A 22,305-nucleotide genomic window follows, 5' to 3' on the forward strand; every position below is an offset into this window, starting at 1 on the left:
ACGCCGGTTTGAGTGGAAACAACATCCAAGGATATCAATGCAATTACCGATTAAAACCTTAAGACTTCTGCTACGACGCTTTACTCCAGATGATTTCCCTTCTTATCAGGCCTATCACTCACTGGCGTCGGTTTATCGTTATCTCTATTGCGCTCCGGCGGATGATGCCACTCTTCGGGCAAATTTACTGCAGGCCACTGAATGCCGTTTTCAGGAACAGGGAGATACCTTAACCTTGGCCGTTGAACGTGTGGACACCGGCGAGCATATTGGCGAAGTATTGTTTAAACTGTCTAATAAACCGGCAGCTCAGGCTGAGGTTGGTTATATATTTAATCCAAAGTTTAGCGGGCAGGGCTTTGCCACTGAAGCGGTTCAGGCCATGTTGAATATCGGCTTTACCCAACATGGATGCCATCGTATTTTTGCTCGGTTGGATGCATTGAATATCGGCTCGATAAATGTGGTCGAGCGTTTGGGAATGCGCAAAGAAGCGCATCTGATACAAAACGACTGTTTTAACGGCGTATGGGGCGATGAACTTATTTATGCGCAGCTCAAACGTGAGTGGCTGGCTAATTCTGCCCGTCAGGATTAGGGGAAAGATATGCAGGCCGTGTTCGCTAGATCCTTACCAACTGTGTCGGTGCAATAATAAAGGAGGCTCGAATGTTAGATAATTACTTTGGCTCTGGGAATCTCCCAAGCGATCAGCAAAAACAACGGCTATTGGCGGTACAGGCTGCCTTAGAAATTATTAAACAATCGGTTGGTGCCAGCGAAGGGGCTGCTTATTCGCGCGTTAATGACGATATGAAGCACGCTGTCGAGTGGCTAGCGCCACTGGCCGATGCCATTCAACAAGCCTTGATTGTGAAGAAATAGTTTTATTCTAGGGTCTTATCAGAACAGCGGTTATCGATGAGACCCGGATTAGTATGAGGGGTATAACGCCAGGACTCACGTAAACGGGCTACAATGCTCTATTCTTCGTACGGTTAATCAGCAATACATGAATAATATTTAATTAGGATTTTATTGCGCGCTTTATTTAAGTAAGAAAAAGTTAATTAAATTGGTCTAATGAATTCACGGAGAGTAAGACTAAAACAGTTAATTTCCCACATATATTATATGGGCGAAAGAAATGACTTTTTAAAGCAGCTGCAGTCAATAGGCCACACAGTTAATCTGTCGATTTAATCCGCCGGTAAATTCAAATACTCATCAGAATACTTGTTTAAAAGGTTTTACAATCACCGATTGATAAACGCCGGCCGCCACATAGGGATCTTGTTCTGCCCAAGCTTGAGCTTCGGCCAGACTTTCAAATTCCGCAATAACCGTTGAACCGCTGAAACCCGCGGCGCCTGGGTCATGGCTGTCGATAGCAGGATGAGGGCCTGCGGTTAATAACCGCCCCTGATCCCGTAGGGTTTGCAAACGCGCTAAATGGGCAGGGCGAACGGACAAACGCTGTGCCAGAGAATCGGGTACATCGGTTGAGAAAATTAAATAAAGCATCGTATCACCTTAAAAATCAGACCGATAAATGAGTAATAATCGAATATTCATCTGACCATGTTCAGTGATTAAATTCAACCCGCGAACATAATTTTGGTTATTTGTTTTTACTAAACCGATAATGGCAGGTTATCAGTGCTGAAATAAAATGATAATTAACTGTCAACAGAAAGTTTTATCATTCTGAGATCGCAGCTAAAAACATCATTTAGTGCCGATTGAAGCAATTGTTTGCCATTGCTTATTGAATATGATTGCTATTTGCATTTAAACTTGGCGGCATCAGAGGATATTGAATCACTATGCAGCTAAAAAAACTTTTACCGGTTCGTCGGCTTACATGGCCAGTAGCATTTTCTCTCGGGTTGCACGGCAGCGTTATTGCTGCATTGCTTTATGTCTCCGTCGAGGAAATAAATAAACAACCTGAAATTGAAGATGCGCCGATTGCAGTGACGATGGTTAATATCGCCACATTTGCTGCTCCGCAGCCTGCGGCTGCCGAACCGGAAAGTCAGCCGGAGCCCGTAGTTGAGGAAACCCCGCCAGAACCTGAAGTTTTGCCAGAACCGGTACCGGTTCCTTTGCCTAAACCTGAGCCAGTGAAAAAGGAAGTGGTTAAGCCGAAACCCAAGCCTAAACCGGTGAAGAAAGAAGTGAAAAAACCGGACGTGAAGAAAATCGAGCAGCCGCCAACGGAATCGCTGTTTAAATCCGATGAACCGACCGCGGTGACCCAAGCGGCGCCGGTGAAATCTGCACCGCCAGCCTCGGTGCCTGGCTCGTCTAACACTGCTGGTCCTAAAGCGCTGAGTAAGGCAAAACCAACTTATCCGGCGCGCGCACTGGCGTTAGGCGTGGAAGGTTCGGTTAAAGTGCAATATGACATTGATGAAAATGGCCGCGTGACCAACGTGCGTATATTAGAAGCCACACCGCGTAATACTTTTGAACGGGAAGTTAAACAGGTGATGAGAAAATGGCGATTTGAGGCCGTAGCGGCAAAAAATTATGTTACCACCATTGTGTTCAAGATTGGCGGTGATATGGAAATGAACTGATTGGGTTATTTCCCATAAGTTCGTCCGGTTATACGTTTTTGCAGTGTCTATGTCAGTATCTATGTCGCCTTAAAAAGGATCGCTTTGGCGACCCTTTTTAAGGGTAGAAACTGAAGCTAAAAAGCAGCGGGAAATGATTACTGCCCGGAGCCAACTTCAAAATTAATCTTTCCCGCGGGCAGTGGGCGAGATTTGCCTTCATCATCGACCGCCACGTAAGTAAATACCGCTTCGGTAGCGCGATAACGCTGACCAATAGGTTCTGATGAAACTTTCTTAACCCACACTTCGACATTCACTACGATGGAACTGCGGCCAGTTTTAATGCAACGAGCGTAGCAGCAAACTACGTCGCCTACGGCCACCGGCTTGAGGAAGGTCATGCCGTCCACTCGTACCGTCACCACTCGACCGTGAGCTATTTCCTTTGCCTGAATAGCGCCACCAATATCCATTTGCGACATCAGCCAGCCGCCAAAAATGTCGCCGTTCGCGTTGGTGTCGGCTGGCATTGCCAAGGTACGAAGTACCAATTCCCCGTTGGGTAAAAGTTGCTGAGTCATCTCTGTCTTCTTATAAAAAGTAAATTCATACAATAATGGCTCGCCCAGAACGGCGGGCGAGCATCAAATCAATCTTAGGATTTTTTTTGTTCTGTTGGCATATGGCGATAAATATACACGCCGCTTATCAGGGTAAAGACCAGCGTTAATGCGGTTAAACCGAATACTTTGAAGTTTACCCAGATATCCTGCGGCAACCAGAAAGCGACATAGATATTAGCCAGACCGCAGACCAGGAAAAACATCGCCCAGGCCAGATTGAGTCGCGACCATACGCTATCAGGCAGGGTTAACTCTTTGCCCAGCATGCGCTGAATCAAGGGTTTCTTCAGGATTAACTGGCTGATCAGCAAGGCACCGGCGAACAGAACGTAAATTACCGTGACTTTCCATTTAATAAACTGATCGCTATGGAAGGCCAAAGTCAGTGAACCAAATACCACAACCATGGCGGCGGTGACCAAGGTCATTTTCTCGACCTTGCGGTACATCACCCAACTTATAGCCAAAGCCAACAGCGTTGCGACGATGAGTGCGCCCGAGGCGACGAAAATGTCGTACATCTTATAAAAAATAAAGAAGACGACCAGCGGTAGGAAATCTAAAAGTTGCTTCATTAATCAATCCATTTTCTGTACATCAAGTGACTATACCGGATTCAGCGATGTGAGGGTACAGTGGGCAAACCGTTATTATCCCTAATTATCAGCCGGAATGCGCGGGCTGCCAGCGTTATTTGCAGAAACTTACGATTAACTTATCTGGTAGTTGCCAGTTGTCGTAGAACTCAGCATGATGGACTGAGACTATTGGTTTAGAGGTAGAGAAGAACAGATGCTGAGGAAATCGCTCCGTTATTGGATGCCGGGATTAACCCTGTTAATGGCCTACCAGCGCGAATGGCTAAAACCGGATATTCGTGCGGGTTTGTCGGTGGCTGCGGTGGCGTTGCCTATTGCCATCGCTTATGCCGAGTTAACCGGCGTGAGCGCGGCGGTGGGGCTATATTCCTGTATCTTACCGATGATTGCCTACGCCTTTTTCGGCTCTTCCAGGCAGTTAATTGTCGGGCCGGATGCGGCAACCTGTGCGGTGATCGCGGCAGTCGTAGCGCCGTTGGCGGCGGGAAACAAAGAGGTTCATTGGCAGTTAACCATAATGATGACGCTGATGATGGGGAGCTGGTGTCTGGTGGCTAGCCGGTTCAAGCTGGGCGCGCTGGCGGATTTGCTGTCGCGACCGATTCTGACCGGTTTGTTAAACGGCGTGGCAATTACCATTATTGTCGATCAGTTGGGCAAAGTGTTTGGTTTTATGACCCGGCCGCCACAGCTGATAGAGCGGGTGCTGGCGCTGCCGCACAATATTCTCAACAGTCATTTACCTACGCTGGCGATTTCTATCCTGACTTTCGCCATTCTATTCGGCGTGAAATGGGCGCGCCCCAACTGGCCTGCGCCGCTGCTGGCTATCGTAATCGCGACTTTTGTTACCTGGGCCGGCGGCTTACAGCAGTTTGGCGTGGAAGCGGTGGGCGGATTTAACGGCGGTTTGCCGATAGTTAGCTGGCCGGAATTCAAGCCGGGCTTGCTGCGCGATATGGTGATTCCGGCGCTTAACCTCGCGGTAGTCAGCTTTGTGAGTATGATGCTGACGGCGCGCAGCTTTGCTACCAAAAACGGTTACGAGGTCGATGCAGATGTTGAACTACGCGCTTTGGGCGTGACTAACATCGTTTCGGCGCTGTCGCAGGGCTTTGCCATCAGCGGAGCCAGCACCCGTACCGCAGTTAACGATGCCAACCACGGTAAGAGCCAATTGGTGTCGATTATTGCCGCGCTAGCTATTGCGTTGGTGCTATTTTTCCTCACCGCGCCGTTGCAGTTTATCCCAGTAGCTGCGCTGGGCGTGGTGTTGATCTACGCGGCTTGGTCACTACTGAGTTTCAAAGGCATCTGGCAACTGCGAAAAAGAAATACGCAGGCGTTCAGTCTGGCGATTTTTACCTTTGGCAGCGTAGTGCTGGTGGGCGTCATCGGCGGGATTGGGTTGGCGGTATTACTGGGGTTACTGCAGTTTTTACGTACCGTTTTCCGCCCGACGGAGCAACTGTTGGGGGTGAATTCAGAAGGCATGATTCACTCGATGGGTAACAATAACGGTATTAAAGCGGTGCCGGGGGTGATGATTTACCGTTTCAACTCGCCGTTAACCTATTTCAACGTAGCTTACTTTAAGCGCCGCATCCTTAACTTGGTGGACTCAACGCCACATCAGGCAGACTGGGTGGTGATCGACGCGGTTGCCAGTTTCACCTACGCCGATATCAGCGTGCTGGCGGCTATTGATGAGCTAAAACGAGACTTAAAACAGCGCAATGTCAAATTGGTATTGGCGGGGCGTCGCACTGAGTTAACGCGTTGGTTCCGCCTGAATCGCTTAAAAAGTCAGGATAACGATCTGATTTTAGTACCGGATTTGTATCTGGCACTCAAGCTGATTCAAAGTAAAAAACGGGTTGAGGAACGAGCCGAAGCGGAGCAACTGGAAGGATCGTCCTAAATTAGTTGCCGAGCACAAAGTGACGCGGTCGAGGGCTGACCACCATGTTTCTTCCGCCTCGACTTGGCGGTTTCTTTTGTTGGTCATAACATTGGCAGTAAAAAAGGGCCTGAGCGGCCCTTTTAGGTTTCTATATGATGACGTTATGCTTTACGCAACAACATATATAAGCGGAACAGATAAACCAGCAGCAGTGCCGAGACCAGATTGCTCAGGGTGCTCAGTACCACGGTGGCAATGGCAGGTGGCAGCGCGGCAAGGTGGCCGGCCAGATACAGCAAAATCAGCTTGGCTGCCAGCCACAACATTAACGCCGGAATCACCAAACGCACGTTAGCAAAGGCCAGTTTGGCACTGGCTTTCATTGCCGCAAATACGCCGATTCTTTCGTTGGCGACCATCACCGGAGCCAGACATACCGCGACCGCAATCACCACGCCCGGCACAATAAACAGCGCCAAACCCAGTTGAATCAGTAGGGTACAGATAAACAACAATAACAGCAGACGCGGCAGAATCGGCAAGGAAAGCCCCACCGCCTGCAATGCGCTGATTCGGCTGCCCTGTGAGACGGCAGAAATTAGCGTCAGCATTCCACCAACCAGCAGTAGATTACCGATCAGTGCGGAGAAGGTCGCCACCGCAGAGACTTTGAGCAACACCATTTGCTGTTCTGGCGTCATTTGCGACACCATTTCGCGAATTCCCATGGTGCTTGAAGAAGCGATATCCGTATCACCAGCATTCAAAATCAACAATTGGTCTGCATCAGGAATAAACGCCTGATTCAGCATGACGGTAATAAACGCAGTCAATAACGCCAATAACAGAATGGCGGCGAGCTGATTGCGAAAGAAATTAAAACTGTCACGGTACAGAGTGTTCGCCGTGATAGGCATGAAGGCTCCTTGGGATAATCGATAAAAATAACTTTCAGGGAAGGATTATACCCTGTTATGCGCGTTCTGTGACCCTGTGATCAACAGGCTACCTATTTCCTCGGCGGCCAATTGCTCAAATTCTTCAACAGGTAACGGCGGTAAGCCGTAATAGGCTCTGGCTCGATCGCAGGATTCATTGCGTTGGTTATTTTCACCAGAATAGGAAAATTCATGGCAGGGAGTGGGTCGATCCGGATAAATGCTACAGGCGACCTGTTGGCCGATGTCACCCTCTAGGGCGACGCAGCGCGGCGATTTGCAGTTAGTACCGCTCATGCAGCTAATAAAAGGGGTGATTTGCTCAGTCAGGTCATTGGGCACTGAGCCTTGTTCGCTGCCCGCTTCGGACCAATAGAAGGAAACACGAAAATAGGCGCAGCACGCGCCACAGCTAATGCAAGGGTTGATAACAGCGCTCATCTTGAACTCATTCGCTCCTGTATAAATAAAAAATATAGGACAGCCAACCGATCACGAATTCACACAACTGATAACGCCTGACAGCATTACCTACCTCCCCCTGAGGAATCAATGGTTATTTAACCAACAGCAATAAATGAACCATTCACCCCTTTCTTGATTCAGATCAATTCCAACGTTTTTAAGGAATTAAATAACCTTACGCAAAATGTTATTTTTTAAAACGACGTTAAAAGTTGTGATCCGGATTGGATCATAACTACGCATTTATAGGTATATTCTGCCTCACTATAAACCATACAAATGGAATGGATAATGAAAAAGGTATGTTTGTTATTACTGGCTGCGGCAACTCTGGCTCCGTCTTTGGCATCGGCTCATCAGGAAGGTGATTACATATTCCGTGCGGGTACGGCAACGGTACGACCAAATGCCGGTTCAGATGACGTATTGGGACAAGGTTCTTTCAGCGCTGACAACAATACCCAACTGGGCCTGACTTTCAGTTATCTGGTTACGGACAACATCGGGGTGGAATTACTGGCTGCGACGCCTTTCCGCCATAAAATTGGTTTGGGCGCGATGGGCAATATCGCTGAAGTCAAACAATTGCCGCCAACCTTGATGGCGCAATATTACTTTGGCGACAAACAGGACAAACTGCGTCCTTATTTAGGCGTAGGTCTGAACTACACCACTTTCTTTGATCAAAAATTCAATAATACCGGCAGCGAAGCAGGCCTGACGGATTTGAGCGTGAAAGATTCCTGGGGTATCGCCGGGCAGGCAGGTTTGGATTATATGGTCAGCGAAAACTGGATGCTGAACATGTCCGTTTGGTGGATGAATATTGAAACTGACGTGAAATTCAAAGCGGCGGGGCAAGAGCACACTATCAATACCCGTCTGGATCCTTGGGTATTCATGTTTGGCGCGGGTTACCGCTTCTAATTTATCTGAGCGATATGGCACAAAACAGAGGAGGCGCATTGAGCGCCTCCTTTTTCTTATATGACTTATAATGATTGACTAAGACGCGTATTAATTATCGAATTCTCATATCGTTTGCTACAGATTTGACACCGGGTACGGTGCGGGTAATCTGTACGGCGCGATCAGCTTGCTGGCTGGAGCTGACAAAACCGCTCAACTGTACCCGGCCTTTAAAGGTCTCAACGCTAATTTCAGTCGATTTTAGGTTCTTCTCACCCAGTAACGCGGTTTTTACTTTCGTGGTAATCACTGTGTCATCGACATAACCCCCGGTGCCTTCGGTTTTGGCCGTCGGAGCACAGGCGGATACGGCTAACGCCATTACGGCGGCAATACATAAGGCTGAAAGGGTTTTAAATAGCTTCATAAGTTACTCTCCATGTCCTGCCAATGTTAAAAGAACGTTCACTACAAAGTTAATAGCTGAAACTTTAATCGTGTTAAAGCGGTCATTGTGTTGAGAAGAAAATAATGTTGAACCAAAAATAACGACACATTCAGTACCATCAGCGACGCCGAAGTGATTCGGAATAGGGCAATTGATCGTTCGCATGTGCAGTTAAGTATTGATTATGAATAGTGATTGAGCAAATTAGTACGGGCAATTTGGTGTGGAAAGAGACTCATTAAACCTAAATAATGCCCGATCTGACGGATCGGGCATGCCGTATTAACGGCGAGTGGCGGCCTTCATTTTACTGACAAATCGAGATAGCTGCGCCAGCATTTCTGCCGGTTGCACTAAATTGTTTTCGATAATTTTCACGATGGCCGAACCGGAAATGGCACCCGCGGCACCGGCATCCAGCGAGGCTTTTACCTGTTCAGGATCGGAAATTCCGAATCCTTGCAGCGCCGGAGCCGCATGATATTCATGCAGTTTATCCACCAAATGATTGAGCGGTTGCTGCGCCCGATTTTCTGCGCCGGTGACGCCCGCGCGGGAAAGTAGGTAAGTGTAGCCGCGGCCGTGGGAAGAAATCTCCCGCAGCAGGTCATCGCTGGCGTTAGGCGGGCAGATGAAGATCGGCGCGATACCGTGGCGCAGAGCGGCGGCGCGGAAAGGGGCGGACTCTTCAAAAGGCACATCGGCGATTAATACCGAATCCACGCCGACTTCTGCGCAGCGTTGATAGAAGTTATCTATGCCTTTGTTGAAGACCAGATTGGCATACATCAGCAGGCCAATAGGAATATTCGGGTGTTTTTTGCGAATTTCCGCCAGCATTTCAAAACACTGGGTTGGGGTGACTCCGGCGGCAAAGGCTCGCAGGGCCGCATTTTGAATCGTTGGGCCATCGGCCAAAGGATCGGAAAAAGGAATGCCTAATTCAAGAGCATCGGCACCGGCGGCAATCAATGTATCAATGATCGCCAATGATTGGGTTGGCGATGGATCGCCCAGTTGCACAAAGGGAACGAATGCGCCTTCTTTACGTGCATCCAGTTGTTTGAAAAGTTGCTGATAGCGTTCCATCAAATTTCTCCCCGTGCTTTCAAAATATCGTGAACGGTGAAAATGTCTTTATCACCGCGGCCAGAGAGATTCACGACCAGAATCTGTTTTTTCTCTGGCGCGGCGTTAATCATTTTCAGGGCGTAGGCCAATGCGTGGGAGGATTCCAACGCCGGGATAATCCCTTCTTTACGAGAGAGAGCCTTAAAGGCTTCCAGCGCTTCATCGTCAGTGACGGAAACGTATTCCGCGCGGCCAATGCTGTTGAGATAAGCGTGCTGAGGCCCGACGGAAGGGAAGTCCAGACCGGCAGAGATAGAGTAAGATTCTTCGATCTGACCTTCGGAAGTCTGCATCATCGGTGATTTCATACCGAAGTAGATGCCAACGCGACCATGTTTTAACGGCGCGCCGTGCTGACCGCTTTCGATACCGTGACCGGCGGGTTCAACGCCGATCAGACCAACGTTTTCTTCATCGATAAAATCGGCAAACATACCGATGGCGTTGGAACCGCCGCCGATGCAGGCGAGAACGGCGTCGGGCAGACGGCCTTCGCGCGCCAGAATCTGCGCTTTGGTTTCTTCGCCAATCATGCGCTGGAATTCCCGGACGATAGTCGGGTAAGGGTGCGGGCCTGCGGCGGTGCCCAGCATATAGTGAGCCTTTTCGTAGCTGCCAGACCAATCGCGCAACGCCTCGTTGCAGGCGTCTTTTAGAGTAGAGGAGCCGCTGTGTACTGGAATCACTTCCGCACCCATCAGGCGCATACGGAAGACGTTCGGTGACTGACGCTCAATATCTTTGGCGCCCATATAAATGCGGCATTTCAGGCCCAACAGGGCGCAGGCCAGCGCCGACGCTACGCCGTGTTGACCGGCACCGGTTTCGGCGATGATTTCAGTTTTGCCCATGCGTTTGGCCAGCAAGGCTTGCCCCAATACCTGATTGGTTTTATGCGCACCGCCGTGCAGCAGGTCTTCGCGCTTCAAATACAGCTTGGTATTGGTGCCTTCGGTGAGATTCTGGCACAGGGTCAGGGCCGTTGGGCGACCGGCGTAATTTTTTAACAAATCATGGAATTGCGCCTGAAACTCAGGATCCAACTGGGCGCTGACAAAAGCCTCTTCCAGTTGTACCAATGCTGGCATCAGAATCTGCGGCACATACATACCGCCGAATTCACCAAAGTAGGGGTTAAGTCTGGTCATTATCCTGTCCGTTATTCGTAGGTTTATCGGGTTCACCCATAGCAAAGCTATTCTAATAAGCGCGTAAGGTCTGGAACGCAGCGGCAATCTTGTTCGGATCTTTGATTCCGGCTGCGCCAGCCACTTCTACGCCGGAGTTAAAATCCAGCCCGGCACAGCCAAGCGTAGCGGCAATGGCGCAGTTTTCGGCATTCAGGCCGCCTGCCAGCAGCACGTTATCCAACGGCTGTTGATTCAAAACTGACCAGTCAAAACGTTGGCCGCTGCCGCCCGCGCCGTTGTCTAGCACATAGCGATCCACAGAGGGGATATCGCGGGCGGGCAGGGAATTACCGACGCTAACCGCTTTCCAAATCTGGCAGCTTGCCGGTAACAATTCTCGCAGTTTCTGAATATAGTCCCGATCTTCGTTACCGTGTAACTGAATCGCCGCTAATGCCAGCGCTTCGACACTTTGCTGCACGGTTTCCAGCTTGGCGTCGCGGAATACGCCGACATATTTCAGCGGCGCGGCGCTGATGACGGCGCGGGCCTGTGCCATATCGATATAGCGAGGGGAACTGCCGACGAAAATCAATCCGCCGTACACTGCGCCAGCGCTATAGGCGGCTGCAGCGTCCTGCGGACGAGTAAGGCCGCAAACCTTGTTTTCCCCGAGCAACACCCGACGCACTGCGGCATTCAGGTTTGGTTCTGACATCAAAGCGCTGCCGATCAGGAAACCGTTAGCAAATTGGCTCAGTTCCCGCACTTGTTGATAGGTATTGATACCGGATTCGCTGATTACCGTGACGCCGGCTGGCAGACGTGGAGACAGCTGTTTGGTGCGATTCAGGTCGATAGACAGGTCGCGCAGGTCGCGGTTGTTGATACCCACCACTTTGGCTCCCAGTTTAATTGCTCGCTCCAGCTCTTCTTCATTACTGGCTTCGGTCAGTACGCCCATATTCAGGCTGTGAGCGACGGCGGCTAGCTCCCGATAGCGTTGGTCGTCCAATACCGATAGCATCAGCAATACGGCATCGGCTTGATAAAAACGCGCCAGAAGAATTTGATATTCTTCGATAATAAAATCTTTGCACAGCACCGGCTGAGTGACCGCAGCGCTGACCAGAGGCAGAAAATCAAAGCTGCCTTGAAAATATTTTTCATCGGTCAGCACTGAAATGGCCGAAGCATAGTTGGCGTAAACCCCGGCGATCTCCGCCGGATCGAAATTCTCGCGAATAACCCCTTTGGAGGGGGACGCTTTTTTGCATTCCAGGATAAAAACGGTGTTATCCCCTTGCAATGCCTGATAGAAACTGCGCTGACTTGGCGTCACCAGATGTTGGAAACTGGACAGCGGCTGATGTAGCTTGCGTGCGGCGACCCAGATTTCTTTGTCGCGAACAATTTTGTGAAGTATCGTTTCTTGCATGATCTATCCTCTCGCTGCCAGTGCGATAACTCGCTCAAAAGCTTTGCCGCTATGAATTATTTCCATAGCCTGATGTGCGTTTTGACGTAAATTCTCCTGCCCGTTTAATTTCAGCAACAGCGCCACGTTAGCCGCTACCGCCGCCGCGTGGGCAGGTTCGCCTTTACCTTGTAACAACCTCGCCAGAATGTCACGATTTTCTTCCGGTGAGCCGCCCTGTAAGGACGCCATCGGATAGGTTGATAAACCAAAGTCTTTCGGCGTCAGTTGATAGGTTTGGATCTTACCGTTTTTCAGTTCCGCTACCTGAGTGGGTGCGTGGATAGCCACTTCATCCATTCCTCCACCGTGAACCACTGCCGCACGTTGGTAACCCAGCACTCGCAGTGTTTCGGCAATCGGCAACACCAATTCCGGGCTGTATACCCCGATTAACGCCAGCGGTGGGCGCGCCGGATTTATCAACGGGCCCAGCACGTTAAACAGGGTGCGGGTTTTCAGCTGTTGGCGTACCGGCATCGCGTGGCGAAAACCGGTGTGATACTGCGGTGCGAACAGGAAACAAATCCCTAATTCATCCAGCGCCTGACGAGATTGCTCGGCGGTCAAATCCAAACGAATGCCGAAGGCTGCCAGCAAATCTGAAGATCCAGAACAGCTAGACACGCTGCGGTTGCCGTGTTTGGCTACTTTCATCCCGCAGCTAGCAGCCACAAAGGCGCTGGCCGTGGAGATATTAATGCTGTTAGTGCCGTCGCCGCCGGTGCCGACGATATCGGCAAAGGCGTAATCCGGGCGAGGGAATGGCTGCGCGTCGGCCAAGAGCGCCTGTGCTGCCCCGGCGATCTCTGCCGGCGTTTCCCCCCGAACTTTCATACTGATTAAAGTCGCCGCCAGTTGGCTAGGCTCCAGCTCGCCTCGCACGATGGCGGTAAATAATTGCTGGCTTTCCTGCTGAGTCAGTGGCTCGGCGCGGAACAGTTTTTCAAATAAATTATGCATGATGAGTTCCTGAAAAGTTACGCCAAAGCCCAGGCCAGAGTTTGCTCGAGTAAACGAGCGCCCTGAGTGGTCAAAATGGATTCCGGATGGAACTGGTAGCCGCAAACCCGGTGAGCATCGTGACGAACCGCCATTACCATTTGGTTAAAATGCGCGTTAACCGTCAGTTCGGCGGGAATATTGCTGCCGACCAGCGAGTGGTAGCGGGCGACCGGCAGTGGATTCGGCATACCGGCGAACATACCTTGTTCATCGTGCTCAATCGTCGAGGCTTTACCGTGCAGGATTTCTCCCGCCTGACCTACGTAGCCGCCGTAGGCTTCCACAATGGCCTGATGTCCCAAACAAATCCCGATAATGGGAAGTTGACCGCGTAGGCGCTGCAATAATTCCGGCATACAACCTGCTTGCGCTGGCGTACCGGGGCCGGGTGACAGCACCAGCACCGGCTGAGACATCTGTTGCAAGCGCTCGGTAATGGTGTCGGCGGCGATCTGGTTGCGGTAAATCACCACTTTATGACCGCTGGCGCGTAGCTGATCCACCAGGTTGTAGGTAAAGGAGTCAATGTTGTCGAGCAGTAAAATATCGGCCATTAGAAAATCTCCTTTGCCTGATGAGCGGTCGCGATAGCGCGCAATACCGCTCGCGCTTTGTTACGGGTTTCATCGGCTTCGGCCTGCGGGATGGAATCCAGAACGACACCTGCACCGGCCTGTACCGTCGCTACGCCGTCTTCGACATAAGCCGAGCGAATAACAATGCAGGTATCCAAATCACCGTGCGCGGTCAAGTAACCGACTGCTCCGCCATAGCTGCCGCGTCGTGTGCCTTCGCTTTGAGCAATAAGCTGCATGGCGCGAACTTTGGGGGCGCCGCTTAAGGTGCCCATATTCATACAGGCCTGATAAGCATGGAGAACGTCCAAATCGTGTCGTAGCGCGCCGACAACGCGGGAAACCAGATGCATCACGAAGGAATAGCGGTCTACTTTGGTTAAATCCGCTACGTAACGGCTGCCTGGCTCGCAAATTCGCGCCAAATCGTTGCGTGCCAAATCCACCAGCATCAGATGCTCCGCCAGCTCTTTATGGTCGGTACGCATTTCCAGCTCGATGCGGCTGTCCAGATCTCGGTCCAGCTCGCCGTTGGCTCGACGCCCGCGCGGGCGGGTTCCAGCAATGGGGTAAATTTCGATCTGGCGATTGTCCGCGTCGTATTTCAAGGCGCTTTCTGGCGATGCGCCGAACAGAGTAAATTCGTTGTCCTGCATAAAGAACATGTAAGGGCTGGGATTGCTGTCTTTTAGCGTTTGATAGGCAGCCAGCGGCGACGGACAAGGCAGGGAGAAGCGGCGCGAAGGCACCACCTGGAAAATTTCTCCGGCGCGAATCGCCTGCTGCAAGCCGCTGACTACCTGACAGTATTCCTCGTCGGACTGATTGCAGTTCAGTGCCATTTCCGGCACGGACACCGCTGGAATCGGCTGCGGAACCTGCTGCATTTGTTGCACCAATTGCTTCAGGCGTTGCTGTAAACGGTATTGTTCCTCTGTATCTGGCGTGAACAGACTGGCTTGTAAACGGGCGGTGCGGTTCTGGTGATCCAGTACCAGCAAAGTTTCTGCCAGATAGAAACAAAAATCCGGGCAGCGTTGCTCCTGACGCAGTGGCGGCAGGTCTTCAAATCCGGCGACCAAATCGTAGGCAAACAGACCGCCTAACAGCATGGCTTCGCGTTCGTCGGCCGGTGTTTCTACCAGCGTTAATAACTGGCGCAACGCGTCAAACACTGACAGCGCCTGTAGGCGGGAATCTTCGTCCTGCATATCGTTGATCGGCGGGAAGGTGAGCTCGCGGCCGATAGGACGCTCTTCGATTTTTACTTGCTCGGGCAATGCTGCATCCAGCAGTGGCAGCAGCGCCGCGCCGTTGCGACTCAGTGCCTGAATGCTGACCTGACGACCTAACGCGGTGATGCGCAGCGCACTATCAACTACCAGCAAGCTTTTCAGATTTTGCTTGCTGGTTATCTCGGCGGATTCCAGCAGCAACGTTGCCGGGCGAGCGCCACACAGCTGGTGGAAAAGGGCGGTTGGGTCGTCCCTATAACAGGCTTCAGCCGTGAGTAGTTTTAATGTGGGGCGTACTGTTTGCATTGATTTAACCCTGATTCTGTCCATAAAAAAGCCCGCGAATGAGCGGGCTGAAGCAATCTGCATGGTCTGATGACTGATATGCGTGATTACACCGCCCGAAAAAGGGAGCTATGCCACCAACGAAGTAGAGAAGTCATATAGTTGTTCATCATCAGTCTCTTTATGATTGCATTCAGTTTATGGGGCTGGATCAGCTTACCGCTGTCCTCAACTAGCGTTTTTTTCGCTACTTTACTTCAACTTATTACCGTTCTGGCTGACCGCTTTGTACCGAGAATACTCTTCGATGGTACTTTGCTATTACTCAACCGAATTATTCGCTCTGCCAGTGAACTCGTGTACTAGTAAACTAGTTCTAGGGATTGCTGTCAACCCCTCAATCTTGTTTTTTAACGCGCTTTTTCATCCACCCGCATCGCCTTTGTCAAGATTGGTTAACATCTGCAGCGGGTTAGCGGTTATGATAGGCCGCCCAGACTGATTCGGATCCTAGCTTTGACTGACACCACAATTGAACCGACCGCTTTTACCCTGTATGACCTCCATAGCCATACCACTGCCTCCGATGGGTTATTAACGCCCTCGCAATTGGTGGCGCGTGCGGCATCAATGCGCGTGGGGGTATTGGCCATAACCGACCATGACACCACCGCCGGACTGGCCGAGGCGGCGCAGGCTATAGATGAGCAAGGGTTAGCGCTACGGTTGATTAACGGGGTGGAAATCTCAACGCTGTGGGAAAATCATGAAATTCATATTGTTGGGCTGAATATCGATATCAGCCATCCAGCGATTTGCGGTTTGCTGCAACAGCAGTCAGATCATCGCCATCAGCGAGCGATGGAAATCAGCGCCCGTCTGGAGAAAGCACGTATTCCTGATGCTTGGGCAGGGGCGAACCGACTGGCCAGCGGCGGGCAGGTGACGCGCGGCCATTTTGCTCGTTATCTGGTGGAACTGGGATTCGCGTCGAACGTCGGCCAGGTATTTAAAAAATTTCTGGCGAAAGGCAAGACCGGTTATGTCCCGGCGCAGTGGTGTACAATAGAACAAGCGGTTGAAGCCATTCATCAGTCTGGCGGACAGGCGGTAATGGCGCACCCTGGCCGTTATGATCTTTCCACCAAATGGTTGAAACGGTTGTTGGCTTATTTCGCCGAGCAAGGCGGAGACGCAATGGAAGTCGCTCAGTGCCAGCAGGCACCGCACGAGCGAGCCCAGTTGGCGCAGTATGCGCGTGACTATCATTTACTTGCATCCCAGGGGTCTGATTTTCATCAGCCTTGTTCCTGGATTGAGCTGGGCCGCAAACTGTGGCTGCCCGCTGGGGTGGAACCGGTGTGGCGTGATTGGCCCGTAGAAGCCAGCCATACCGAAGACACGTTGAACGATGAGGTAGAGTTATGAGTCAATTTTTTTATATTCACCCGGATAACCCACAGCCGCGTTTAATTAATCAGAGCGTAGACGTGTTACGCAAAGGCGGTGTGATTGTTTATCCAACGGATTCTGGCTACGCGCTGGGCTGTCGTCTGGAAGAAAAAGCGGCGATGGAGCGTATTTGTCGGATTCGTCAGCTCGATGGTAACCATAACTTCACTCTGGTTTGCCGCGATCTCTCGGAATTGTCTACCTACGCCTACGTAGATAACACCGCTTTCCGTTTGATCAAAAACAATACACCGGGTAACTATACCTTTATTTTAAAAGCGACCAAGGAAGTGCCTCGGCGCCTGATGAATGACAAACGTAAAACGATAGGGCTGCGCGTGCCGTCTAACCCTATTGCGTTGGCGCTGCTGGACGTATTGGGTGAGCCGCTGATGTCCACGACGCTTATGCTGCCGGGGAATGATTTTGCCGAATCCGATCCGGAAGAGATTCGCGATCATTTAGGTAAACAGGTTGATTTGGTGATTCACGGTGGATCCCTTGGCCAGCAGCCAACCACGGTTGTCGATCTGACCGAATCTGCGCCGGAAGTGATTCGTGAAGGGGCTGGCGACGCCCGACCTTTCCGATAATTTTCCTGAAACGGTCATATTTATCGGGTTTGGCGTTTGTCCAGACCCGATAATGTCTCATATTTTTTCCCTAAACTGGCCGTCTTCTGGCCACCAAACGTCGCTACTTTTCTCATTCCGCCTCTATCCTGAGCAAATGCTCACGCAGAAAAGGCGTTATTTTGCCCATTGCTGTGGTGGCTGATGCCGGCAGAGACGAATGTGCTCTGCAACGGTGAGATTTATTAGAATCATTGGGCAGAAAATTAGTGTAAAATAACCGACCACGGACTGGCTTGTGTGGCTGCCTATAGGGCGGATTTATCGACATGCTTAGTTCTAAAATGTATTCCAATCAGTTGGTTAGACTCATTTCGGGGTAAGCGATTGATAAAAATATATAACACGACGCCTGTGAAGGCGACATTAGAGGTTGCTCAATGAGCGAGAAGTTACAGAAAGTTCTGGCGCGTGCCGGTCATGGTTCACGCCGTGAAATTGAAGGGATCATCCAACAGGGCCGCGTCAGCGTTGACGGCAAAGTGGCAAAGTTGGGCGATCGCGTTGAAGTGGCTCAGTCCACCAAAATTCGCCTGGATGGCCGCGTTCTATCGATCACTGAATCGGAAGAAGCGGTATGCCGGGTTTTAGCCTATTACAAACCGGAAGGCGAGCTGTGTACCCGCAGCGATCCCGATGGCCGTCCAACGGTGTTCGATCGTTTACCTAAACTGCGCGGTTCCCGTTGGGTCGCCGTAGGTCGTTTGGACGTTAACACCTCAGGTTTACTGTTGTTCACCACCGATGGCGAGCTGGCAAACCGCCTGATGCACCCAAGCCGCGAAGTTGAACGTGAATATGCCGTACGTGTCTTTGGCCAGATTGATGATGAAAAAATCAAACAACTGAGCCGCGGCGTACAGTTAGAAGACGGCCCGGCCGCATTCCGCACCATCAGTTTCCAGGGTGGGGAAGGTTTGAACCAGTGGTACAACGTGACTCTGACCGAAGGGCGTAACCGCGAAGTTCGCCGTCTGTGGGAAGCCGTTGGCGTACAGGTCAGCCGCCTGATTCGCGTGCGTTACGGTGATATCAATCTGCCTAAAGGTTTACCGCGTGGCGGTTGGACCGAGCTGGATTTGAAAGCCACCAACTACCTGCGTGAGCTGGTTGAATTGGATGTTGAAACCGTTAGCAAGCTGCCGGTGGAAAAAGATCGTCGCCGTGTGAAAGCTAACCAGATTCGTCGGGCGGTAAAACGTCACACTGAAGTGGCAGGTCGTCAGCAGACTGCCGGTCGTCAAGGTTCAGCCCGTAAAGGCTCAACTCGTCAGAACGCGGGTAATACCCCTTCTGCGAGCACTCCGGTTTCAGGTCGCCGCGGCGCGCCCGCTAAACGCGGATCAAAATAGCGGTTAACCTTATTGCCGCAGTCTCTGTACTGCGGCAAATTTTCTTCCTCATTCATCTCTTCAATATTACTGCCTGATTATTCCCATTGCTTTTCCAATTATCATATTCATACAGAATCATATTTATAAAATGAATGTAGTGTTACCAATCGATTCCTTGCTGGGCCTTAATTCCGGCGTCAAAAGCATGTTTAACCGGACGTAACTCGCTTACGGTATCCGCCAGTTCCAGCAAATCGCGATGACAGCCTCGTCCGGTGATGATGACCGTTTGATGAGCAGGGCGATGATTCAAAGCTTGAATAACCTCTTCCGGCGTTAAATAGCCGTAGCTGACCATATAGGTCAGTTCATCCAGCACCACCAAATCCAGCGAGGCGTCTGCCAGCATCCGTAATCCATGTTGCCAAACTTCCTGACAGGCAGCGGTATCAGTGGCTTTATTCTGGGTATCCCAGGTAAAACCGGTGGCCATAACCTGAAATTCGACGCCGTGAGGCTCTAGCAGATTGCGTTCGCCATTCGGCCATTCGCCTTTAATAAACTGAATAACACCCGCACGCAGGCCGTGGCCAACGGCGCGGGTGACAGTACCGAATGCGGCGGTGGTTTTACCTTTGCCATTGCCGGTCATCACAATCAAAATACCGCGCGTTTCCTGCGCCGCCGCGATGCGCGAATCGACTTTTTCTTTCAGCCGCTGTTGGCGCTGTTGGTGACGATCGTCAGACATAGTTGAATACTTTCCTTAAAGCGACTCGACGGTCAGATTACTCGGCAGCGCCAGCTTTGCGTCCCGGCTGAGCATCAAAGCTAATGCCGGTTTTGCGGCGGCTATCATCGCCCATTAAATAGAGATAAAGCGGCATGATTTCAGCCGGTGTTTTCAGGTTATTCGGGTTCTCTTCCGGGAAGGCAGATGCGCGCATTTTGGTGCGAGTCCCGCCTGGATTGATGCAATTAACCCGTAAGTTAGTAGTTTTATACTCTTCGGCCAATACCTGCATCATGCCTTCGGTAGCGAATTTGGAAACCGAATAGGCTCCCCAACCGGCGCGCCCCTGACGGCCAACGCTAGAACTGGTAAAGACGAGCGAAGGAGAAGCCGCTTTCAGCAACAAGGGCAGTAAAGCCTGAGTAAGCATAAAGGTCGCGTTGACGTTCACCTGCATCACGTCTTGCCAGATCTGCACGTCTTGTTCGGTCATTGGCACCACTTCGCCCAGCAAACCGGCGTTGTGCAATACGCCGTCCAAATAAGGCACAACCTCAGCAATTTTCTGCGCGAGCTGATGGCAATCGGCGGAGGTAGCATGCAGTAAATCCAGCGTCAGAACCGTGGCGGGTAAACCGCCGGACTGCTCGATTTGTTGCTTAACACTTTCCAATTTGCTTTCAGTACGGCCAACCAAAATCAAACGCGCACCGTAGCGAGCGTAGGTTAGCGCGGCCTCGCGGCCAATGCCGTCTCCGGCACCGGTTACCAGAATAATTCGGTGCGTCAAAAGGTCATGTTTAGGTTGATAATGCATAACAACTCCTCTCACTATCGGCAGGTTTGCGCGATAGCAGGCAGTTAACAAAGCAGGATAACGGAAGGGAACTCGATCGAACCTAAGCTCAACCTACTGACTATCTTGCGCGAAAATGGCGAGCATCAGAAAAAGCCATTACTCCTATATGCCTGAAACAAAATGCATTTTCAATCGGAAAGACCCTGAAGATGTTTTTGTCTGTAACAATTTAGAGGTAATTTCGTTTCATTTTTCCGCTACTGAATAACATTCATTCTTATATTTAAGAGAAACTAATGCAATTCATCATTTGCGCAAGACGGCGAGTCAGGTGTTCGCTAGAATGCAAATACTCTCTTTCAACACTGATTAAGAAAGGCGGAATGTGTGGAGTTAATTTCACTGTATGGGCTGTTTCTAGCCAAGGTTATCACTGTTGTTGTGGCTATTGGGGCACTGGTTCTGCTGGTGGTAAGCCTTGGGCAACGCAAGCAAGGTGCAAAGGGTGAATTGAATCTGGTGGATCTCGGCGAACAGTATCGGGAAACCCAGCGGGAAATGCGTCTAGCGCGTATGTCATCCGCCGAGCGGAAAATCTGGAGCAAAGAGTTTAAAAAACAGCAAAAAGCCGATCTGAAACTGAAAAAAGAACGCGCCAAGGCCGGTGCTATTGCCGCGGTGAAACCTTGCCTGTATGTGCTGGATTTCAAAGGCAGCATCGATGCGCATGAGGTGACCTCTTTGCGTGAAGAAATTTCGGCCGTGCTGGCGGTGGCGACGCCGCAAGACGAAGTATTGCTGCGGTTAGAAAGCCCCGGCGGCGTGGTTCACGGTTACGGTTTGGCGTCGTCCCAGTTGGAACGTTTGCGCCATGCAGGCGTGCGTTTGACGGTGGCGGTCGATAAAGTGGCCGCCAGCGGTGGCTACATGATGGCCTGTGTCGCGGATCGCATTATTTCCGCGCCTTTTGCCATTATTGGCTCGATCGGCGTTGTTGCGCAAATTCCTAACTTCCATCGCTTATTGAAAAAGAATGATATTGATGTGGAATTGCATACCGCCGGCGAATTTAAACGCACTCTGACATTATTTGGTGAGAACACCGAACAGGGCCGCGAGAAATTCCGGGAAGACCTGAACGAAACTCACGAGTTGTTTAAGCAGTTTGTGCATCAACAACGACCTTCACTGGATATTGATTCGGTGGCAACCGGAGAACATTGGTTCGGCATTCAGGCAAAGGAAAAAGGTCTGGTTGATGCCATTGGCACCAGCGATGATTTACTGATTGCCGAGATGGAAAATCACGAAGTGATTGGCGTGCGTTATTCTCGTCGTAAACGTCTGATGGAGCGTTTTACCGGTAGTGCGGCAGAAAGCGTCGACCGCCTGTTATTACGCTGGTGGCAGCGCGGTGAGAAACCACTGCTGTAAGTCGAGTGGCTCACTGCTGGCAATCAGTGTCAGGAATAATGTCAGGTAATAAATAGAAGAAAGCAGGGGGCTAATGCCCCCTGTTGTTTTATGACGCAGGGCAAAATTGAGATGCCCCAAAGCGGTGGTTAATCAACCAGGTGATATTTGGACGACAACACGTGAGCCAAATGCTTAAACATGTTAAATACGGCGGTAGTTTTCGCCGTCGGTAACCCGTCCTTATCCAGGAAGAATTCGCCGCGAAAAACTAATACCGGCCCTTTTTGCTCTACTTCAGTTGCCACCATGCCGTGCAGATAATCCTCATGTTGTTGGATTATTTCGTTAGCTTCAGTCAGTAATGCCTGACGTTGAATCGGGGTTGTTTCACCGTACATTATCTTTCTCCCTCTAAGGTCATTTCTGTCGCTATTCTACTGCGGGTTAGCGTTTATCCGCAAACAGGCTAAGGTTTATGCGAGTGAACAAACGTTTAACCTTAAGGGATTAGCTAAATTAAGATTCCGAGTTAATTAGGTTGCGCAGCGGTTTTTATCAGGTACAGTGTGGGATTTTATACTACTAGGTGGAAGGTTTTGTTGACGCAAATGGGCTGAATTAATGCCCTGGCCTCTGGGCGTAGACAAAA

22 protein-coding genes, 1 pseudogene and 1 other annotated feature are annotated in these 22,305 nt (G+C 50.8%); of the genes and pseudogenes, 9 read left to right on the plus strand and 14 right to left on the minus strand.

Annotated features, from left to right (window positions below; all coding sequences use genetic code 11):
• Positions 1 to 37: 37 nt before the first annotated feature.
• Together DBA33_RS02430 and DBA33_RS02435 are read left to right on the plus strand one after the other, a co-directional pair.
• The gene (locus DBA33_RS02430; protein WP_064513613.1) at positions 38 to 598 is read left to right on the plus strand and encodes a GNAT family protein; all 561 of its coding nucleotides are present in this window, start codon (positions 38 to 40) and stop codon (positions 596 to 598) included.
• A gap of 71 nt (positions 599 to 669) precedes the next feature.
• Positions 670 to 885, plus strand: a complete 216-nt coding sequence (locus DBA33_RS02435; RefSeq protein WP_064513615.1) for a hypothetical protein — start codon at positions 670 to 672, stop codon at positions 883 to 885.
• A gap of 342 nt (positions 886 to 1,227) precedes the next feature.
• Here DBA33_RS02435 and DBA33_RS02440 read toward each other — a convergent pair whose 3' ends face one another.
• Positions 1,228 to 1,524, minus strand: coding sequence for a YciI family protein (locus DBA33_RS02440; RefSeq protein ID WP_064513617.1), 297 nt, complete (start codon positions 1,522 to 1,524; stop codon positions 1,228 to 1,230).
• Between the two features lie 302 nt (positions 1,525 to 1,826).
• On the opposite strand from DBA33_RS02440, the gene DBA33_RS02445 reads away from it, so the two are divergent.
• A complete protein-coding gene (locus DBA33_RS02445) occupies positions 1,827 to 2,585 on the plus strand; it encodes an energy transducer TonB (protein ID WP_064513619.1) in 759 nt (252 codons plus the stop codon).
• Between the two features lie 137 nt (positions 2,586 to 2,722).
• Here the strand turns inward: DBA33_RS02445 and yciA are convergent, their stop codons facing one another.
• On the minus strand, positions 2,723 to 3,148 hold the full coding sequence (yciA, locus tag DBA33_RS02450; RefSeq protein WP_049598221.1) for an acyl-CoA thioester hydrolase YciA: 426 nt from the start codon (positions 3,146 to 3,148) through the stop codon (positions 2,723 to 2,725).
• Positions 3,149 to 3,222: 74 nt separating this feature from the next.
• Positions 3,223 to 3,765, minus strand: coding sequence for a septation protein A (locus tag DBA33_RS02455; RefSeq protein WP_064513621.1), 543 nt, complete (start codon positions 3,763 to 3,765; stop codon positions 3,223 to 3,225).
• Positions 3,766 to 3,982: 217 nt separating this feature from the next.
• On the opposite strand from DBA33_RS02455, the gene DBA33_RS02460 reads away from it, so the two are divergent.
• A complete protein-coding gene (locus tag DBA33_RS02460; RefSeq protein ID WP_120805454.1) occupies positions 3,983 to 5,710 on the plus strand; it encodes a SulP family inorganic anion transporter in 1,728 nt (575 codons plus the stop codon).
• Between the two features lie 143 nt (positions 5,711 to 5,853).
• On the opposite strand, the gene DBA33_RS02465 is transcribed toward DBA33_RS02460, so the two are convergent.
• Both DBA33_RS02465 and DBA33_RS02470 read right to left on the minus strand, forming a co-directional pair.
• Positions 5,854 to 6,609, minus strand: a complete 756-nt coding sequence (locus tag DBA33_RS02465) for a YciC family protein (RefSeq protein ID WP_120805456.1) — start codon at positions 6,607 to 6,609, stop codon at positions 5,854 to 5,856.
• A 45-nt stretch (positions 6,610 to 6,654) separates the two neighbouring features.
• Positions 6,655 to 7,071 (minus strand): YkgJ family cysteine cluster protein, encoded by a 417-nt coding sequence (locus DBA33_RS02470; protein WP_064513627.1) that lies wholly within the window; start codon positions 7,069 to 7,071, stop codon positions 6,655 to 6,657.
• 315 nt (positions 7,072 to 7,386) lie between these two features.
• Between DBA33_RS02470 and ompW the strand changes: the two genes are divergently transcribed.
• Entirely contained in the window at positions 7,387 to 8,022 is a 636-nt protein-coding gene (ompW, locus tag DBA33_RS02475) for an outer membrane protein OmpW (RefSeq protein ID WP_120805458.1), read from the plus strand.
• A 94-nt stretch (positions 8,023 to 8,116) separates the two neighbouring features.
• Here the strand turns inward: ompW and DBA33_RS02480 are convergent, their stop codons facing one another.
• From DBA33_RS02480 to DBA33_RS02510, 6 genes and pseudogenes are all read right to left on the minus strand, one after another.
• Entirely contained in the window at positions 8,117 to 8,431 is a 315-nt protein-coding gene (locus DBA33_RS02480) for a BON domain-containing protein (protein WP_064513631.1), read from the minus strand.
• 303 nt (positions 8,432 to 8,734) lie between these two features.
• Positions 8,735 to 9,541, minus strand: coding sequence for a tryptophan synthase subunit alpha (trpA, locus tag DBA33_RS02485; RefSeq protein WP_064513633.1), 807 nt, complete (start codon positions 9,539 to 9,541; stop codon positions 8,735 to 8,737).
• Complete coding sequence (trpB, locus tag DBA33_RS02490) at positions 9,541 to 10,734, minus strand: tryptophan synthase subunit beta (RefSeq protein ID WP_179207936.1); 1,194 nt, start codon at positions 10,732 to 10,734, stop codon at positions 9,541 to 9,543. Before trpB ends, trpA begins: the two co-directional genes overlap by 1 nt.
• A 49-nt stretch (positions 10,735 to 10,783) precedes the next feature.
• Entirely contained in the window at positions 10,784 to 12,151 is a 1,368-nt protein-coding gene (gene trpCF / locus DBA33_RS02495; protein WP_120805460.1) for a bifunctional indole-3-glycerol-phosphate synthase TrpC/phosphoribosylanthranilate isomerase TrpF, read from the minus strand.
• Positions 12,152 to 12,154: 3 nt separating this feature from the next.
• Positions 12,155 to 13,749, minus strand: a pseudogene (gene trpD, locus DBA33_RS20870) (bifunctional anthranilate synthase glutamate amidotransferase component TrpG/anthranilate phosphoribosyltransferase TrpD).
• A complete protein-coding gene (locus DBA33_RS02510; RefSeq protein ID WP_064513643.1) occupies positions 13,749 to 15,311 on the minus strand; it encodes an anthranilate synthase component 1 in 1,563 nt (520 codons plus the stop codon). The pseudogene trpD and the gene DBA33_RS02510 overlap by 1 nt, the downstream one beginning before the upstream one ends.
• A 22-nt stretch (positions 15,312 to 15,333) precedes the next feature.
• Positions 15,334 to 15,436, minus strand: a sequence feature (Trp leader region).
• Between the two features lie 370 nt (positions 15,437 to 15,806).
• Here DBA33_RS02510 and DBA33_RS02515 point away from each other — a divergent pair.
• From DBA33_RS02515 to rluB, 3 genes are all read left to right on the plus strand, one after another.
• The gene (locus tag DBA33_RS02515; protein WP_084414287.1) at positions 15,807 to 16,718 is read left to right on the plus strand and encodes a PHP domain-containing protein; all 912 of its coding nucleotides are present in this window, start codon (positions 15,807 to 15,809) and stop codon (positions 16,716 to 16,718) included.
• Positions 16,715 to 17,335 carry an L-threonylcarbamoyladenylate synthase gene (locus DBA33_RS02520; RefSeq protein ID WP_064513647.1) on the plus strand — a complete coding sequence of 207 codons (621 nt, stop codon included), beginning with the start codon at positions 16,715 to 16,717 and terminating at the stop codon, positions 17,333 to 17,335. Before DBA33_RS02515 ends, DBA33_RS02520 begins: the two co-directional genes overlap by 4 nt.
• Before the next feature lie 419 nt (positions 17,336 to 17,754).
• Complete coding sequence (gene rluB, locus DBA33_RS02525; RefSeq protein WP_049598247.1) at positions 17,755 to 18,726, plus strand: 23S rRNA pseudouridine(2605) synthase RluB; 972 nt, start codon at positions 17,755 to 17,757, stop codon at positions 18,724 to 18,726.
• 142 nt (positions 18,727 to 18,868) lie between these two features.
• Here rluB and cobO read toward each other — a convergent pair whose 3' ends face one another.
• Both cobO and DBA33_RS02535 read right to left on the minus strand, forming a co-directional pair.
• The gene (gene cobO, locus DBA33_RS02530; protein WP_064513649.1) at positions 18,869 to 19,459 is read right to left on the minus strand and encodes a cob(I)yrinic acid a,c-diamide adenosyltransferase; all 591 of its coding nucleotides are present in this window, start codon (positions 19,457 to 19,459) and stop codon (positions 18,869 to 18,871) included.
• Between the two features lie 37 nt (positions 19,460 to 19,496).
• Positions 19,497 to 20,258: a YciK family oxidoreductase gene (locus DBA33_RS02535; protein WP_120805464.1), complete on the minus strand. Its 762-nt coding sequence runs from the start codon at positions 20,256 to 20,258 to the stop codon at positions 19,497 to 19,499.
• Between the two features lie 369 nt (positions 20,259 to 20,627).
• On the opposite strand from DBA33_RS02535, the gene sohB reads away from it, so the two are divergent.
• On the plus strand, positions 20,628 to 21,674 hold the full coding sequence (gene sohB / locus DBA33_RS02540) for a protease SohB (protein WP_064513652.1): 1,047 nt from the start codon (positions 20,628 to 20,630) through the stop codon (positions 21,672 to 21,674).
• 128 nt (positions 21,675 to 21,802) lie between these two features.
• Here the strand turns inward: sohB and DBA33_RS02545 are convergent, their stop codons facing one another.
• Entirely contained in the window at positions 21,803 to 22,054 is a 252-nt protein-coding gene (locus DBA33_RS02545) for a YciN family protein (RefSeq protein ID WP_064513654.1), read from the minus strand.
• Between the last annotated feature and the right edge of the window lie 251 nt (positions 22,055 to 22,305).

Origin of the sequence: Yersinia sp. IP36721 (assembly GCF_003634395.1) — a bacterium.
Classification (GTDB): Bacteria; Pseudomonadota; Gammaproteobacteria; order Enterobacterales; family Enterobacteriaceae; genus Yersinia; species Yersinia entomophaga.

What these genes read in the sequence shown, in the direction of transcription:
- DBA33_RS02465 (WP_120805456.1), bottom strand. Translation starts at nt 6,609, where the DNA reads ATGCCTATCACGGCGAACACTCTGTACCGTGACAGTTTTAATTTCTTT.
- DBA33_RS02440 (WP_064513617.1), bottom strand. Translation starts at nt 1,524, where the DNA reads ATGCTTTATTTAATTTTCTCAACCGATGTACCCGATTCTCTGGCACAG.
- DBA33_RS02460 (WP_120805454.1), top strand. Translation starts at nt 3,983, where the DNA reads ATGCTGAGGAAATCGCTCCGTTATTGGATGCCGGGATTAACCCTGTTA.
- ompW (WP_120805458.1), top strand. Translation starts at nt 7,387, where the DNA reads ATGAAAAAGGTATGTTTGTTATTACTGGCTGCGGCAACTCTGGCTCCG.
- trpA (WP_064513633.1), bottom strand. Translation starts at nt 9,541, where the DNA reads ATGGAACGCTATCAGCAACTTTTCAAACAACTGGATGCACGTAAAGAA.
- DBA33_RS02430 (WP_064513613.1), top strand. Translation starts at nt 38, where the DNA reads ATGCAATTACCGATTAAAACCTTAAGACTTCTGCTACGACGCTTTACT.
- DBA33_RS02470 (WP_064513627.1), bottom strand. Translation starts at nt 7,071, where the DNA reads ATGAGCGCTGTTATCAACCCTTGCATTAGCTGTGGCGCGTGCTGCGCC.
- trpCF (WP_120805460.1), bottom strand. Translation starts at nt 12,151, where the DNA reads ATGCAAGAAACGATACTTCACAAAATTGTTCGCGACAAAGAAATCTGG.
- DBA33_RS02510 (WP_064513643.1), bottom strand. Translation starts at nt 15,311, where the DNA reads ATGCAAACAGTACGCCCCACATTAAAACTACTCACGGCTGAAGCCTGT.
- yciA (WP_049598221.1), bottom strand. Translation starts at nt 3,148, where the DNA reads ATGACTCAGCAACTTTTACCCAACGGGGAATTGGTACTTCGTACCTTG.
- rluB (WP_049598247.1), top strand. Translation starts at nt 17,755, where the DNA reads ATGAGCGAGAAGTTACAGAAAGTTCTGGCGCGTGCCGGTCATGGTTCA.
- DBA33_RS02535 (WP_120805464.1), bottom strand. Translation starts at nt 20,258, where the DNA reads ATGCATTATCAACCTAAACATGACCTTTTGACGCACCGAATTATTCTG.
- cobO (WP_064513649.1), bottom strand. Translation starts at nt 19,459, where the DNA reads ATGTCTGACGATCGTCACCAACAGCGCCAACAGCGGCTGAAAGAAAAA.
- DBA33_RS02435 (WP_064513615.1), top strand. Translation starts at nt 670, where the DNA reads ATGTTAGATAATTACTTTGGCTCTGGGAATCTCCCAAGCGATCAGCAA.
- DBA33_RS02545 (WP_064513654.1), bottom strand. Translation starts at nt 22,054, where the DNA reads ATGTACGGTGAAACAACCCCGATTCAACGTCAGGCATTACTGACTGAA.
- DBA33_RS02520 (WP_064513647.1), top strand. Translation starts at nt 16,715, where the DNA reads ATGAGTCAATTTTTTTATATTCACCCGGATAACCCACAGCCGCGTTTA.
- DBA33_RS02445 (WP_064513619.1), top strand. Translation starts at nt 1,827, where the DNA reads ATGCAGCTAAAAAAACTTTTACCGGTTCGTCGGCTTACATGGCCAGTA.
- DBA33_RS02455 (WP_064513621.1), bottom strand. Translation starts at nt 3,765, where the DNA reads ATGAAGCAACTTTTAGATTTCCTACCGCTGGTCGTCTTCTTTATTTTT.
- DBA33_RS02480 (WP_064513631.1), bottom strand. Translation starts at nt 8,431, where the DNA reads ATGAAGCTATTTAAAACCCTTTCAGCCTTATGTATTGCCGCCGTAATG.